The sequence below is a fragment of the Streptomyces sp. NPDC005151 genome (assembly GCF_053599875.1).
Genome location: NZ_JBSFYR010000003.1, coordinates 73,301 through 86,928 on the forward strand (window position 1 = coordinate 73,301; position 13,628 = coordinate 86,928).

The window sequence follows — 13,628 nt, forward strand, 5'->3', positions numbered from 1 at the left end:
AGCCCTTCACGCAGTGGACAGAATGTCCCGCCCATCTCATGGTTCGCGCTCCAATGCGTCCATGGCCGCCGTCCCCGGTGCGCGATTGGCTCGGCGGTCCATCCCCATGCACCCAGGAGGAGATCCCATGCCTGCCACTCCCGGCCCGGTCGGCGGACCCCGGCTCTCACAGGAACGCCGGATCGTCACCGAGATCCCCGGCCCCCGCTCACGGGAACTCCTCGCCCGCCAGCGCGGACTCGTCCCGGCCGGTGTGGGCTCCACGCTGCCGATCTTCGTGGAGGCTGCGGGCGGTGGCGTGATCACGGACGCGGACGGCAACTCCCTCATCGACTTCGGCAGCGGCATCGCCGTGACGACGGTGGGCAATGCCGCCCCCCGGGTCGTCGCGCGGGCCGTCGCGCAACTGGAGCGCTTCACCCATACCTGCTTCCTGGTGAACCCCTACCGCTCTTACCTCGACGTCTGCGAGACCCTGAACCGGCTCGCCCCGGTGCCCGGCGAGAAGCGCACCCTGCTCGTCAACTCCGGTGCCGAGGCGGTGGAGAACGCGGTCAAGATCGCCCGTGCGGCCACCGGCCGGCCGGCCGTCGTCGTCTTCGACCACGCCTTTCACGGCCGCACCCTGCTCACCATGTCGCTGACCGCGAAGAACCGCCCGTACCGGCAGGGGTTCGGCCCGTTCGCCCCCGAGGTGTACCGCGCCCCGATGGCCTATCCGTACCGTTGGCCGTCGGGACCGGCGCGCTGCGCCCAGGAGGCCGCCGCGGCACTCGCGGACCTGCTGGACCGGCAGGTGGGCGCAGAGAACGTGGCTGCCGTACTGGTGGAACCGATCCAGGGCGAGGGCGGCTTCGTCGTACCGGCTCCCGGCTTCCTGCGCAGGGTCGCCGAGCTGTGCCGGGAACGCGGCATTCTGCTGATCGCCGACGAGGTGCAGACCGGTATCGGACGTACCGGGCGGATGTTCGCGTGTGAGGACGAGGGCATCGAGCCCGATCTGCTGACCACGGCCAAGGGACTCGGCGGCGGTCTGCCGCTGGGCGCGGTGACCGGGCGCGCGGAGGTGATGGACGCCGTGCCGGCAGGTGGCCTCGGTGGTACGTACAGCGGGAACCCGGTGGCGTGCGAAGCGGCGCTCGGGGTCTTCGAGGAGATCGAGACGCATGGACTGCTGGCGCGGGCACGGGAGATCGGCGATCTCATGCTCGGCGCCCTCGACGCGCTGCGGGCCGCCCACCCGGAGGTCGGCGAAGTACGGGGCCGGGGCGCGATGACAGCCGTCGAGCTGGTGACGCCGGACGGGTCCCGGCGCCCCGCGCCCGAACTGGCGGCGCGGATCGCGGGACGCTGCCACGCGCAGGGGCTTCTGGTACTGACGGCGGGCAGCTATGGCAATGTGCTGCGCTTCCTGCCGCCGTTGTCGATATCGGACGAGCTGCTGAAGGAGGGCCTGGGAATCCTGGGAGCAGCGTTCGCCGAGGAAACCACCGGGCCGTCGGCCTGACCCGGAGCGCGTCCAGCCCGTTCGGCGCCTCCGGCCCGTTCGGCGCGCTCAGCGCGTGCATCGCGCTCGGCTTGTCCCGTTCGTTCAACTCGTCCGGCTCATCCGGCGCGCTCAGCGCTCCGGCGCATCCGGCGCCTGCATCGCGCTCGGCGCCCCGCGGACCAGTGACCGGCCGGCCGTCCGGTCACTGGTCCGCGATCCCCTCCCAGGCGGCCAGCGCGAGCAGCAACTCGGCGCGTACGTGCGCGGAGTCGAGATCCACGCCCAGCAGTGTCCGGATCCGCTCCATCCGGCTGCGCAGCGTGTGCCGGTGGACCTCCAGGGCTGCGGATGCGGCACCCCACTGCCCGTGATGTTCCAGGAACGCGCGGAGGGAAGCGAGTAGTTCCGTGCCGTTGTCCCGGTCCTGCGCGGCCAGCGGCGCGAGCCGTTCGGCGGCCAGCCGGCGCAGGACCTCTCGGGTCTCGGGGGCGCTGACGAGCACGTGTCCGGCCAGCGACTCGAAGGCGACGAGCCCCGGTCGGCCACGCGCCTCGGCGACCGCGGCCGCGTTGCTCGCCTCCTGGAGCGCCTGCGGCCCGGCGTCGGGCTCGTGCACAAGGCTGAGCCCGGCCCAGAGGCGCGGCCCGAACCGTGCGACCGCATCGCCGACAAGACCCCGGGCGATACCGATACCAGTGGCGCCGCCGTGTCCGTCGCTCTCTGCGGGACCTTCGTCCCCACCCGCTCGCATCCCCACTCGGGTGCCGTCCCCGGGCAGCAGGAGCACGGCACGCCCCTCACGTACGGCACCGAAGCGCGGCAGGCCGATCTCGGCGAGGCGGGGTCCCACGGTGTCGAGGGCCTGCCGAGGGCTCGGCCCGCTCAGTACGAGGACGCGGATGCCGTTGCGGGCCGGGAAGCCGGCCTCCGTCAGGTGGTCGCGGGCGGTGCGCGAGGGGAGTGTCCCGTCCAGGACCATGCGCAGGAAGAGGCTGTTGACCCGGTGCTGTTCGTCCTGCAGGCGCAGTGGCTTCTCGGCCTGGAGCGCGATCAGCGACGCTGCGTGTCCGAGCAACAGGTGGTCGACGGCCGTCAGTTCCCGGTCGGCGGCCAGCACGAGTCTGCCGTGGGTGCGCGGGCCCACGCGGACCTGTTGGGTGACGACCACCCCGTGCGGTCCGGCACTCAGCGCCTCCGTCGCCCGGTCGCTCCCGCCGGCGCTCCTCAACTCGGCGAGCACACCGGGGTCGACGCCCGCCGAACCGGACGGATGGGCGGCACGCACCGCACCGGCGTCGTCCAGGTACAGCACCGTGGTGTGCGTCGAGACGGCCAGTTCCCGTACGACGGCCCTGGCGCCGTCGCGCAGCGCGGCCCGGGTCATCCGGGGCTGGACGCGGGAGGCCCGTACGACTCCCTCATACTGCAGCTCGGCCAGGCGTTCCATCACGGCCTTGGTGATCGCGACGAATGGCGTGGGCAGCGGCACTTCGAGCAGGGGCAGTCCCACCTTGTCGGCCGCGTCCACGACGGCCGCGGGAACATGCCGGTGCGAGAGTCCCGTCCCGAAGCCGACAGCGGCCACACCGACATCCGCCAACCGCTGGATGTACGCCCGCTGCCCGGCCTCCGCTTCCGGCAGTCGCAGTCCAGTGGTGAGCAGCAGTTCGCCACCGCTCAGCCAGGGAACGGGGTCGGCCAGATCGATGCTGTGGGCCCAGACGGCCTCCCGATCGAGCCCGTCCCGCCCGGCCAGCACCGTCAGCCGCAGCTCGGGGCGGCCGATCAGCCAGTGGAGGGGTACGCCCAAGGTTTCCACCGCCGCCCTGCCCGCGCCGCGGGATCGCACCCGGGCCTCTCGTTCGATCGGGCAAAGCTAGCAGGCCGGCCGGAATCCGCCTCGACCGGTGCGGGAGCGTTCCCGGATCCCTTCACGGCCCACAGGGTCGCGCCACCACCGCCGACTTCGTGCGGGTCAACGGCTACGCCAACCCGCCGTGCACGAAAGCCCGCCGGCGAGAGGCATCTCCGCCGACGGCTTGCCCACCGGACCGCGCCCCGCACTCACCTACGATCAACCGCGTGTGCGCAAACGTCATCGTCGCCGAAGACGACAAGAAGCAGGCCGAACTCGTACGCCGTTACCTCGAACGCGAGGGCCACGCGGTCACGGTCGTCGGGGACGGTCTCGCCGCGCTCGACGAGGTGCGGCACGGGGAGCCCGACCTGCTGGTCCTCGATGTGATGATGCCTCGGGCGGACGGGCTCGATGTGGTGCGTGTCCTGCGCGCCGAGCAACGGGAGCTGGCGGTGCTGATGCTGACGGCCCGGACCACCGAGGACGATCTGCTGCTGGGTCTCGACCTGGGTGCGGACGACTACATGACCAAGCCGTACAGCCCGCGCGAACTGATGGCCCGGGTCCGCACGCTCCTGCGGCGTACGAATCGGCCAGGACAGGTGAACCCCTCCGCGGACGCCGTGGATGAGGTGCTTTCCGTGGGCGCACTCAGGGTTGACCCTGCCCGGCACGAGATACGGGTCGACGGTACGTCGGTGGAATGCACGCCGGGCGAGTTCCGCATCCTTGCCGCGATGGCCGCCGAGCCCGACCGGGTCTTCAGCAGACAGCGGCTCCTGGAGGAACTGCACGGCTTCGACCGGTACATCAGCGACCGCACGGTCGACGTGCACATCATGAACCTGCGCAAGAAGATCGAGCCCGCCCCGCGGAAGCCGGCCCGGCTGCTCACCGTCTTCGGAGTCGGATACAAACTGACCGACCCCGCAAGGGGCGCGTCGCGTGCGTAGCCGTGGCCGGCTGGACCGCCGGCGACTGCCGCTCCGCAAGAGTCTGCTCGTGCGGCTGCTGGCCGTATCGGCGCTGGTGGCGGCCTGTTCGGTGGCGGCCACCGCCTGGCTCGCCGTACAGACCACGTCCGGTGCCATCAAGCAGGAGCAGGGCCAGAACCTCACCGCGGATGCCCGGATCTACACCAAGCTGCTCGGCTACGCGGCGGGCCATCCCCAGTGGGACGGTGTCGAGGGGACGGTGCGCGATCTGGCGACGCGGTCGGGCCGCCGGATCGCCCTGACCACCCAGAGCCGGGAAATCATCGCCGACTCCGCGACCGGGGCGCCCCCGCCCGCGCTTCCCACACAGGCGTCAGCCGTAGTCGACCCGCTCTCCGTGGACACAGCGCTGGCGGCACAGTCTTCCGGAACGACCGGCACCGCGGCCGACCGCGTCGACCCGCGGGCCGTGGGACCGTTCCGCCTGCCCCCGGCCGAACGTACGCAGTTGCGTCGCACCGCCGACCGGGGTGTGGCGTGCCTGAACGACGCCGGGATCGCCTCGGACGTCATCGAGGGACCGAACGGGCGCCCCCGCATCCAGATCGTCGGCAACGACCCCGACCGCATCCTGGGCACCAGGTGCTCGACCGACGCGCTGGACAGGCCCACCGAAACCGAGAAAAAGGCGCTCGGCGCGCTCAATCGGCTGGCCGACGCCTGCCTGGACCGCCAGAACCGCGCGGGTGTCCACCTGCGCCTGGATCTCTCCTGGAACCAGGGCCCCGAGCCGGAACCGAGCGCCGGCCCGGTCCGTCGGCCTTCCACCGCTACCCCCGCCCCGGTGCCGACCGTCCAGAGCAGTGACAACGACCGGGCGATCGCGTCGTGCGTCGGCGCCGCCCGCCGCGAGCAGCTCAGTTCGTACGTCGCCTCGCCCGCGCTGCTGTTCATCGGGGACGCGGGCGGCGCCACCGTCCCCGGTTTCGATCTCTCACCGGCGAACACCGCCCGTATCGCAGGTGTCGCGGCCCTGGTCCTCGCCCTCACCGTCGGCGCCTCGGTGCTGGCAGGAGTCCGGCTCGTACGGCCGTTGCAGGCACTCACCGGTGCCGCCCAGCGCATGCGGGACGGCGAGGAATCGGCGCCCGTACCGGTCACCGCGGACAACGAGATCGGGCGACTGGCCGCCACCTTCAACGATATGACGGCGCATCGTGCACGCCTTGAGAAACAGCGGAAGGTGATGGTCAGCGATGTCGCCCACGAGTTGCGCACCCCGCTGAGCAATATCCGCGGCTGGCTGGAGGCGGCGCAGGACGGCGTGGCCGACCTCGACGCGGCTTTCGTCTCTTCGCTTCTGGAGGAGGCCGTTCAGCTGCAACACATCGTCGACGACCTCCAGGACCTGGCCGCGGCCGACGCGGGCGCGCTGCGTCTGCATCCGGCGCCGGTACGGATCGACGACCTCCTCGGCCAGGTCGCCGCGGCGCACCAGGCCCGCGCCGAGACGGCCGGAGTGACGCTGGCGGTAGGCACGGCGGACCCCGGGCCCCCTCCTCTTCCCCTGACCGCCGACCCGGTTCGGCTGCGGCAGGCCCTCGGCAACCTGGTGTCCAACGCGATACGCCACACACCTCCGGACGGGCACGTGACCCTGCGCGCGTACAGCTCCGAGTCAGGTGACGAGGTGGTCGTGGACGTCGAGGACACCGGCAGCGGCATCTCGCCCGAGGACCTCCCATGCGTCTTCGACCGTTTCTGGCGCGCGGAGAAGTCGCGGAGCCGCCGCACCGGCGGCAGCGGTCTCGGCCTGGCCATCGTCCGCAAACTCGCCGAGGCCCATGGTGGCGCGGTGAGCGCCGCGAGTACGGAGGGGAAGGGCTCGGTCTTCACGCTGCGCCTGCCGGCGAGCCCGCATCGCACACCGGCGGGCCGGCCACCGAAGCCGTCGGACCGTCCGGACGAGGCCGCCCTGGACCATCAGGGCTGATGCGATGACCACAGCGATCTGACAGCTTCTTCATAAGTTCACGCGAGGCTGACGGCATGCCCGGCGCCTGGTGCGAATCGGCATCCAGGCACCACCAAGGCCGGGCTGGAACTGGAGCCACGTATGTCCCACCGTCCCCGTCCGACCCTGCGCACCGCCGTCCTCACTGCCGTCGCGGCGGGCGCAGTACTCCTCCCCTCCGCCACGGCTCTCGCATCGGTCCCTTCCGACGCAACGCCCAGCCCTTCGGTGACGTCCACCGAGCGGACCCCGGCGCCCACTCCGGAAGCCGGGTCGAGCAGCCCCGCGCGTGGCGAGGAACCGTCGGTGACGCCCCGTGGCGGCGTGGCCGCGGGCGACAGGCCCAGCGCGGCCCCGGCCGTGCGCTTGAAGGGTGGCTCCGCCGAGCCGCGTGGCGGCGTGGCCGCGGGCGAGCGTCCGATCAGCACGACGAGCAACACCACCACCGCCGCCGTCGCGGGTTCGGTCGCCGCCGCGGCCCTGCTCGGGGGCGCGGGCACTCTGGTGCTGCGCCGCCGCCGCACGACCGCACACCGCAACGGCTGACCTCCACGTGGCGCCGTCCTTCAGGGGGCGGCGCCACCGCCCGTCTCGGCCCCTCCTGTCCCCTGCTCTGGAGCCCGCATGCCCCCTGCGCACCACAGACCCCGGCGATCCGCCGCCCTGACAACTCTCGCCTGTCTCACCATCGCTCTCCTCACCGGTTGCACCTCCCACGCAGCGGAGCCACCACCCCCCGCCCGCTCCCCCACGCACTCCCCCACTGCCCCCGCCTCCCCCGGCTCCCCCGGCTCCCCCGGAGCGGATCAACCCGTGGCTCCCACTCAGGTGGTGATCCCCTCGATCGGAGTGACCAGCTCTCTGATGCCGCTCGGTCTCAACGCGGACGGCACCGTCGAGGTCCCACCGGCGGAGAAGGGCATGACAGCAGGCTGGTACACCGGAGGTGCGATCCCGGGTGAGCGCGGAGCAGCCGTCCTCATCGGGCACAACGACACCCGGTTCGGCAAGGCGGTCTTCCACGACCTGAAGAAGATCGGCAAGGGCGCGGACATAGTCGTGCGCAACGAGCAAGGCCAGGCAACCCACTTCACCGTCACCGGCACGGAGTCCGTGAGCAAGAAGGCGTTCCCCACGAAGAAGGTGTACGGCAGGACCGACGACCGCGCCCTCCGTCTCATCACCTGCGACGGCGCATTCGACGCCCAGGGCCATCCGGTGGACAACCTCATCGTCTACGCCACCGCCCGCTGACGATTCCGCACGGCGTCACCTTTTTGGGGTGAGGGCTTGAAGCTGCGACCGGCGCTGACAGATCGGATTTGTCGAAGTCCGGCGCACCAGCGGTGAGACTCCCGTCCTTCGACCTCACGCTTTCTTCCGCGCCGCCGACGACCACCCGGAATGGCCACTCCCAGCACCCCGGGTGTGTACTAGCTCAGCTCCAGCTCGGCGAGGGCCCGTGCGGCGGCCTGTAGGGAACCGGTCGGCCGGTGTGTGCATCGAGCAGAACGCGGTCGCCCACGGGTCGGTCCAGCTTCAGTGTCACCTGCTGCAACTTTCCCTGCTTGGTGCAGTGGCCGCCGTCCGTCTGGTCCTTGACGGAGGCTGACAGCACGACGCTGCCGCGTGTTTCCAGCACATCCACTGCGGGGCCGCCATCGCAGACGCCATGAAGGGCAACCACGGTGACCGATCGCCTGTCTGCGGACATTTGGACCATCCGGTTGAGTGGATAACCGGGGACGTCGAGGGCCTGCTTGATCGGCGACTGGGGGAGTTTCGACGGGATAACAGCGGCCTGCTTGAGGGGAGAGTCATAGCCCTTGAGGTTGTACAGCCAGGCTGGGACCACCGCCGGTCCGCGGGCAGTGGCCACGCTCATCTCACCCAGCCTCGCCCCGGTCACGGTGAGGTGTTGCTTTCCGTCGACGCGGGCGCCGCCGGCCATGGTCTTGTACGACTCATCCGCCCCCACCAGCGGTCGTGTGAGTGTTCTACCGTCGTCCCATGCCACTCGGCCGTCCTTCGGCGAGGTGGCAGGCAACTTGCCTTCCAGGACGAAGCTGTGGTCTTGGTAGGCCTGCCGATCAGCCTTGCTCCGCAGTCCGCCTCGCGGTAGTTGGATCACGTCGCTCATGGGGTGGAAGCCATCACGCCACGCGGCAGCCGCGGCTGACCCGTCCCAGGCCGCGGCGACCTGTTGGGCGCGCTGCGCCTGCGCATTCGTGCCGCTACTGGCTTCCTGCTGGCTGCCGCAACCGGAGGCGGCCCCCAGGCCGGCGGCAGACAAGGCGACTCCAGCAAGCAGGCTGACGGAGCGCGATGTTCTGATACGCATGTGGCCTCCCGGACGAACGGAGTGGTGGGTTGTCCCGACTTTGTGACGTGGCTGGGCCGGGACAGGTTTCACCGGTTGCGGCAGCAGAGCGCGCCCTGGACCGTCTCCAGCTGGGGCACGGACTACACGTACACGTACACGAACCTCTCCGACCACTACCCGCTGATCGCTTCCGCCCGATAGCGGATCCGAGCCCCGCACGCCCGTCACCCCAGTCGCCCCCACTCGAACACCGTCGGTAGATAATCGGATATGGCGAGGCGGAGTGCCGCAAGCCCGGCACTCCGCCTCGTCGATGTACCCAGCGACGATCCGCCCCGAAGGAACCCCGTCGACGAACGACTGGCCGCCACCGGCCGCGCCGTCATCATCGACGTCCACTCCTACCCGACGGCCCCGCTCCCCTACGAACTCCACGGCTCCGGACCGCGCCCTCCGATCTGCCTGGGCACCGACGCCTTCCACACCCCGCCGGAACTCCTCGCCCAGGCCGAGAAGGCGTTCGCCGGCTTCGGGGGCACGGGCATCAACAGCCCCTTCGCCGGTACGTACGTGCCGCTGAAGCATTACGGCACGGACCCGCGCGTCAGCGCCCTGGTGATCGAGATCCGCCGCGATGTGTACATGTCCGAGCCGGGCGGACCTGCCGGCCCCGGCCTGACCGCGCTGGCTTCGGCGCTGGCCACCCTGGTCGCCGCGCTGTCCGGGGCGAGCGAGCCGGGGCCGCGAGCGTGACCCCTCGCTTCGCCACGGCACGATTCCACGTACGGTCCGGTCCGGACGCACTGTTCACGCGGGTGCGACACATCATGGGGGCGCCTGTGTCACTGCGAACCGGCCGGCACGCGCTGGAGCGACTGGCAGGACGGCACGCGCCGACGGACCGGCTCGTCGAGTTCGATCCGGATGCCTGGGAACTGGTCTCCGCCGACGTACGGACCGACACCGGCAAGTGGATCAAGTCCACCTGGAGCGTGGACGTCGACGGTCGGCGATGGTGGGTGGTCATCGGCCTGGGGAGCACCGTCGTAACCGTGATCGACGTGGCTCCGGAGCGTGTGGGGCTGGGGGACGGGATCATCACGGAGGGGCCACTGTACGAGTTCGTCGCGGGCGTGAACGCGAAGCTGATGGGCTGATCGATCACGATCGAGACGCAGAGAGGCTGTCGTGCGTGGGAAGCCACGCAACGTCCGCCGGCAGGTTGAGGTGCCGTACACCCCCGAGGCCGCTGGGCACAGCTGTTACGGCCGTGTGCACACACCACTGACGAGCTGACATCGCACCGGGTTGCCCGCGTCCGGAGCGGCCAGGATCTCGATGCCTTCGACGTCGAACCCGAGATCGGGGTGAGCGCCCGTTCAACAAGAGCTGTACGTGTCGTGGTCGGGCCTGCCCAGCGAGTTCCTGGTGGAGGCCGGTGTGTGAGGCCGCGCGTCGCTGCTCGCGGCAGCCGGAGTCAGAGCTGCGCCTCCCAACGATCCATCAGCTCTCTCGCCAGGGCTTCCCGGCCCGCCACCAGTACCGGTGAGCCGAAGGTGAACTTCCGGCCGCCCGGTCCGAGGACTGCCATGCGCCGTTCTCGTACCAGCGCAGTCCCCGCCGCGACATCCCACGGTTTCGGGCCGATGCAGATGCAGGCGTCGAGCCATCCTTCTGCCACCCCCACCAGGTCCATGGACATGGCCCCCTGCATCCTGATCCGATACGCCTCTGCGTACAGGCGCCCGATAAAGGCCTTGTGCCGGGGGTTCCCGGAGCCGGCACCGGTGATGCCGATCACCGCCCGGGACACCTCCCGGACGCCGAGCGGCTCCTTTGCCGGGCCCGTCGTGCGGCCAGAGATCCAGCGGCGGCCGAGGGCCGGTGCGTCGATCACGCCCAAAGATGGCTGTCGGTCCTTCACGAAGGCCAGTGAGAGTGCATAACCGGGCGCGCCCCGGGTGAAGTTCATCGTTCCGTCGATCGGGTCCAGCAACCAGCACGTGGCCGGCAACGGACCTCCGGCCGCGGACTCCTCGCCGATGACCGGGATCTTGGGGGTGCGCTGTCGCAGGACGCGTGACACTCGGCGTTCGACTTCGATGTCGGCGTCCGTGACCTCCTCGCCCGTCGGTTTCAGCTTCCGCTCCCGCCACTGCGCACCGGCCATGGCCAGCCACTCCACCCCCGCGTCCATCGCCTCCTCAGCGGCGGAACGAAGCTCCGAGTCCTCTGTCACGCCGGATCCAGTGCCCGCTCCACCAGCTTCTCCGCGTGGGCCCCGTGTTCCCCCATCACATAGAAGGTGAGGCGGTCGAAAATCCACTCCTTCTGCACGGACGTGCGTTCGGGGGCGGATCCGACCAGCTTCAGGGCGATGTCTTCCTCGGCTCGGCCCAGCGTGATGTGGGGCGCATACGCGTCCACGGTGTACCGGTACCCGTACTCGGCGAAGCTGGCCCGCTCGTCCGGAGAGAACCGCGAGGTGTCCTTGGACGTGTCGAACGCGGCGCGGTCGAGGTGGGGTGCGAGCACCGAGAGGACGGCTGCTTGCAGTTCACTCAGGAGCTGTGGCCTCTCCAGAGAGAGGAACACCCAACCGGTGGGCTGGTAGACGATGCCTGTGGAGGCGAGTCGGATCTCCTCCGGAAGGCTCATCGACTCCGCGATGGCCGCCAGCTCCCGCTCCGGGCTCAGGGAGTCCAGGAATGGTCCCTGAAATACGGTGACGTGAGGGAGATTTCCGTCAGGGCTGAGAGGGGGTTGCAGTCGATGGTCTTCCCCCACGTCCGTCTGCAACTGGATCGCGGAACGGGTGTGTTCCGCGGACGGCAGCAAGGCAACACCCAGCCATCGGGTCACGGTTGAGCTCCTGTCTTCGTAATCACGTGCAGCGCGGCGTCGAGTCCTCTGCGCATGCATTCCGCCGGCGACTCCCCGTAGAGCCAGCCGGCGATCACTCCGGCGTTGAAGGCGTCACCGCCTCCGGTCCGGTCCACCGGCTCTACAGGGATCGTCGGCTCCTGGACGACTCGGCCGCAGGGGGACGCCCAGAGTGCGCCATCGGACCCCAAGGTCAGGATGACATCCCCGGAGAGCAGCTTCGCGTACCGCTGTGCCGTGCCCGCCGTGTCGCCCGGTGATGCCTCGGGCAGGCGGCTTGCCTCGTCCGAGTTCATGAGGTTCAGCGCTACGCCCCGGGCAAGTGGGCTCATGTCTCTGCCGTTCCATTCGACGGAGACCGAACGGCCGGTCCGGTGAGCGAGCTCCGCCAGGCGTCCGAGCGAGGATGTGGGGTCGCCGACCAGATGGACGTGATCCACTCGGCGGACATCCTCCTCCGTGACGACGTTGAAGGCCAGGTCACGGTCTGCTCCCGCGAAGGTCATCATGCGTTTTCCGGTGGTGGAGGAGAGAACGATCGCCATGCTCGTCCGCGTGGTTGTGTCGACGCGCATCAGCGATGTGTCCACCCCGCCCGCCCGCAGGCCGTCGAGGCAGACAGTGCCCAGGGTGTCATCGCCGACGGCGGACACCAGCTCGGCCGTACATCCCTGCTTCACCAGTCCCAGAGCGGTGTTGGCCGCGGATCCTCCGGGAAAGGCCGCGTAATCGTTGCCGCGGAGCTTCTCATGCTCCTCCGGGAGTCTCGTCGCCCGGACGATGATGTCGAAGTTGGTACCACCGGCTATGAGGACACGCTTACCGGCGATCACGGCTGCCCCAGGCGATAGCTCTCGAACAGGACATGCCGCACCAGCCGTTCCCTGCTGTGAGGGCTGCTCTGCTGCGGAAACGTTGCGTGGGCGACCAGGTCGTGGACCAGCTCCTCAAACCTGTCATCGTCGGAGCCGATGTCGTGGAATCCACGCATCAGTTCCCGGTGGAGCTCCCCCGGCTGCATCCTCAGCTCGTTGAGCCAGGACCGGTTGGCCATGAGAACGTTGGCCGCCGCAGAGCGAAGTCCCGCCTGTGCACTGTTCGGAAGCATGTCGGAGTTGAGCAGCTCGAAGTAGTCGTCGTCATCACGCGCGTGCATCCGGAGATTCTGTCCGCCGACCGCCAGGACGTCCCTGTTCAGATGAAAAAGTTCCAGACCGAGATGGTGCGGAACATCGAGGATGTTCACGCCGCGCTCTGCCAGACCCGCTTCGTCGGTCGAGAACGCCGCCAGAATGTTGGCGAACATGTCGCTGTGTTTCGGCACTGCGATCTGAGCTCCCGCCGGATCTGCGAGAAATTCCTCTGCCGTCATCGCTCCCCAGCGGCCGCCGCGGGCTGCCAGGAGATAGAAATTGCGGCCGCCCATCGAGTACCCCACTCGCCCGACGGGCACGACCTGGGACCGGATTTCCTCCTCCGCGTCGAGCATTCGGAGCAGGCGTTGCTCGTTGTAGATCGCGAGATCCAGGGTCCGCTGGGCCACGTCCCTGACCAGGTGGTCGGACCACGGCAGCTGGACGGCAGCGACCCTGTGATTCCGCTTGGCCAGCACGTCCTCGAACCCGCACCCGAGGAGCAGCGCCTTCACCACGATGAGGGTGGAGTCGGCAAGGCGGGTCGTCCCTCTGGCACGCCCTGCAGCCGCCAGCGCCTGCCGTGCCTCGTTCTCGGCAAGAGAGGTACTCGTCTCGCCGTACCAGACAGCTAATTGCGTCAGCGCGTTGAGACACGGCTGCACGTCCTCGGCGGAGATCTCCTCGCCCGAACCGTCCAGGGCATGGCTGCCGAAGTTGCCGTAGTTCTGAATGGTCCGAATGGCGAGGACGACCTTGGGCGGAACCAGCCCTTTGGTGGTGAGCACCGTGAGTAGGGATTCCAGTGTCGGTTTGGAACCGACAGCTTCCTGCATGGCGATATCCAAGAGGATCGACTCCGCCGCCCTTCTCGCTGTGCTGAGGAAGACCTCGGGATCCGACTCGGCGTATCTCAAAGCCTTCTTGTAAAGCCGGAGCGACTCGCCCTCGTTAACCGTCACGTCGTCCGTGTCCTCTGCGGCAGTTTTGGCC

General features: G+C 69.6%; 12 protein-coding genes and 2 pseudogenes. 8 read left to right on the forward strand and 6 right to left on the reverse strand.

The features are described 5' to 3' along the window. The first annotated feature begins 127 nt into the window (after positions 1-127). On the forward strand, positions 128-1,507 hold the full coding sequence (gene gabT, locus ACWD6R_RS03280) for a 4-aminobutyrate--2-oxoglutarate transaminase (RefSeq protein ID WP_451817127.1): 1,380 nt from the start codon (positions 128-130) through the stop codon (positions 1,505-1,507). Between the two features lie 184 nt (positions 1,508-1,691). Here the strand turns inward: gabT and ACWD6R_RS03285 are convergent, their stop codons facing one another. Further along, positions 1,692-3,308 carry a PucR family transcriptional regulator gene (locus ACWD6R_RS03285; RefSeq protein ID WP_451817212.1) on the reverse strand — a complete coding sequence of 539 codons (1,617 nt, stop codon included), beginning with the start codon at positions 3,306-3,308 and terminating at the stop codon, positions 1,692-1,694. Positions 3,309-3,571: 263 nt separating this feature from the next. On the opposite strand from ACWD6R_RS03285, the gene ACWD6R_RS03290 reads away from it, so the two are divergent. The 4 genes from ACWD6R_RS03290 (at position 3,572) to ACWD6R_RS03305 (ending at position 7,550) form a co-directional block, all read left to right on the forward strand. Then, complete coding sequence (locus tag ACWD6R_RS03290; protein ID WP_451817128.1) at positions 3,572-4,300, forward strand: response regulator transcription factor; 729 nt, start codon at positions 3,572-3,574, stop codon at positions 4,298-4,300. Then, the gene (locus ACWD6R_RS03295) at positions 4,293-6,275 is read left to right on the forward strand and encodes a sensor histidine kinase (protein WP_451817129.1); all 1,983 of its coding nucleotides are present in this window, start codon (positions 4,293-4,295) and stop codon (positions 6,273-6,275) included. The genes ACWD6R_RS03290 and ACWD6R_RS03295 overlap by 8 nt, the downstream gene beginning before the upstream one ends. Positions 6,276-6,398: 123 nt before the next feature. Then, positions 6,399-6,842, forward strand: a complete 444-nt coding sequence (locus ACWD6R_RS03300; RefSeq protein ID WP_451817130.1) for a hypothetical protein — start codon at positions 6,399-6,401, stop codon at positions 6,840-6,842. 78 nt (positions 6,843-6,920) lie between these two features. Continuing rightward, entirely contained in the window at positions 6,921-7,550 is a 630-nt protein-coding gene (locus ACWD6R_RS03305; protein ID WP_451817131.1) for a class F sortase, read from the forward strand. A gap of 184 nt (positions 7,551-7,734) precedes the next feature. Here the strand turns inward: ACWD6R_RS03305 and ACWD6R_RS03310 are convergent, their stop codons facing one another. Next, on the reverse strand, positions 7,735-8,637 hold the full coding sequence (locus tag ACWD6R_RS03310) for a hypothetical protein (protein WP_451817132.1): 903 nt from the start codon (positions 8,635-8,637) through the stop codon (positions 7,735-7,737). A gap of 75 nt (positions 8,638-8,712) precedes the next feature. Here ACWD6R_RS03310 and ACWD6R_RS03315 point away from each other — a divergent pair. The 3 genes and pseudogenes from ACWD6R_RS03315 to ACWD6R_RS03325 all read left to right on the forward strand — a co-directional run. Then, a pseudogene (locus ACWD6R_RS03315) lies at positions 8,713-8,820 on the forward strand (sphingomyelin phosphodiesterase); the annotation flags it as partial. A gap of 147 nt (positions 8,821-8,967) precedes the next feature. Then, positions 8,968-9,372 (forward strand): annotated as a pseudogene (locus ACWD6R_RS03320) (N-formylglutamate amidohydrolase); the annotation flags it as partial. Positions 9,373-9,458: 86 nt separating this feature from the next. Beyond that, positions 9,459-9,776 (forward strand): hypothetical protein, encoded by a 318-nt coding sequence (locus ACWD6R_RS03325; RefSeq protein ID WP_451817133.1) that lies wholly within the window; start codon positions 9,459-9,461, stop codon positions 9,774-9,776. Positions 9,777-10,096: 320 nt separating this feature from the next. Here the strand turns inward: ACWD6R_RS03325 and ACWD6R_RS03330 are convergent, their stop codons facing one another. Genes ACWD6R_RS03330 through ACWD6R_RS03345 form a run of 4 tightly spaced genes read right to left on the reverse strand, consistent with a single transcriptional unit; the run spans position 10,097 to position 13,597 of the window. Then, positions 10,097-10,858, reverse strand: a complete 762-nt coding sequence (locus tag ACWD6R_RS03330) for an inositol monophosphatase family protein (RefSeq protein ID WP_451817134.1) — start codon at positions 10,856-10,858, stop codon at positions 10,097-10,099. After that, complete coding sequence (locus tag ACWD6R_RS03335; RefSeq protein ID WP_451817135.1) at positions 10,855-11,481, reverse strand: 2'-5' RNA ligase family protein; 627 nt, start codon at positions 11,479-11,481, stop codon at positions 10,855-10,857. The genes ACWD6R_RS03330 and ACWD6R_RS03335 overlap by 4 nt, the downstream gene beginning before the upstream one ends. Continuing rightward, positions 11,478-12,335: a carbohydrate kinase family protein gene (locus tag ACWD6R_RS03340; RefSeq protein ID WP_451817136.1), complete on the reverse strand. Its 858-nt coding sequence runs from the start codon at positions 12,333-12,335 to the stop codon at positions 11,478-11,480. Before ACWD6R_RS03340 ends, ACWD6R_RS03335 begins: the two co-directional genes overlap by 4 nt. Continuing rightward, the gene (locus tag ACWD6R_RS03345) at positions 12,332-13,597 is read right to left on the reverse strand and encodes a DUF4145 domain-containing protein (protein WP_451817137.1); all 1,266 of its coding nucleotides are present in this window, start codon (positions 13,595-13,597) and stop codon (positions 12,332-12,334) included. Before ACWD6R_RS03345 ends, ACWD6R_RS03340 begins: the two co-directional genes overlap by 4 nt. Positions 13,598-13,628 lie beyond the last annotated feature (31 nt).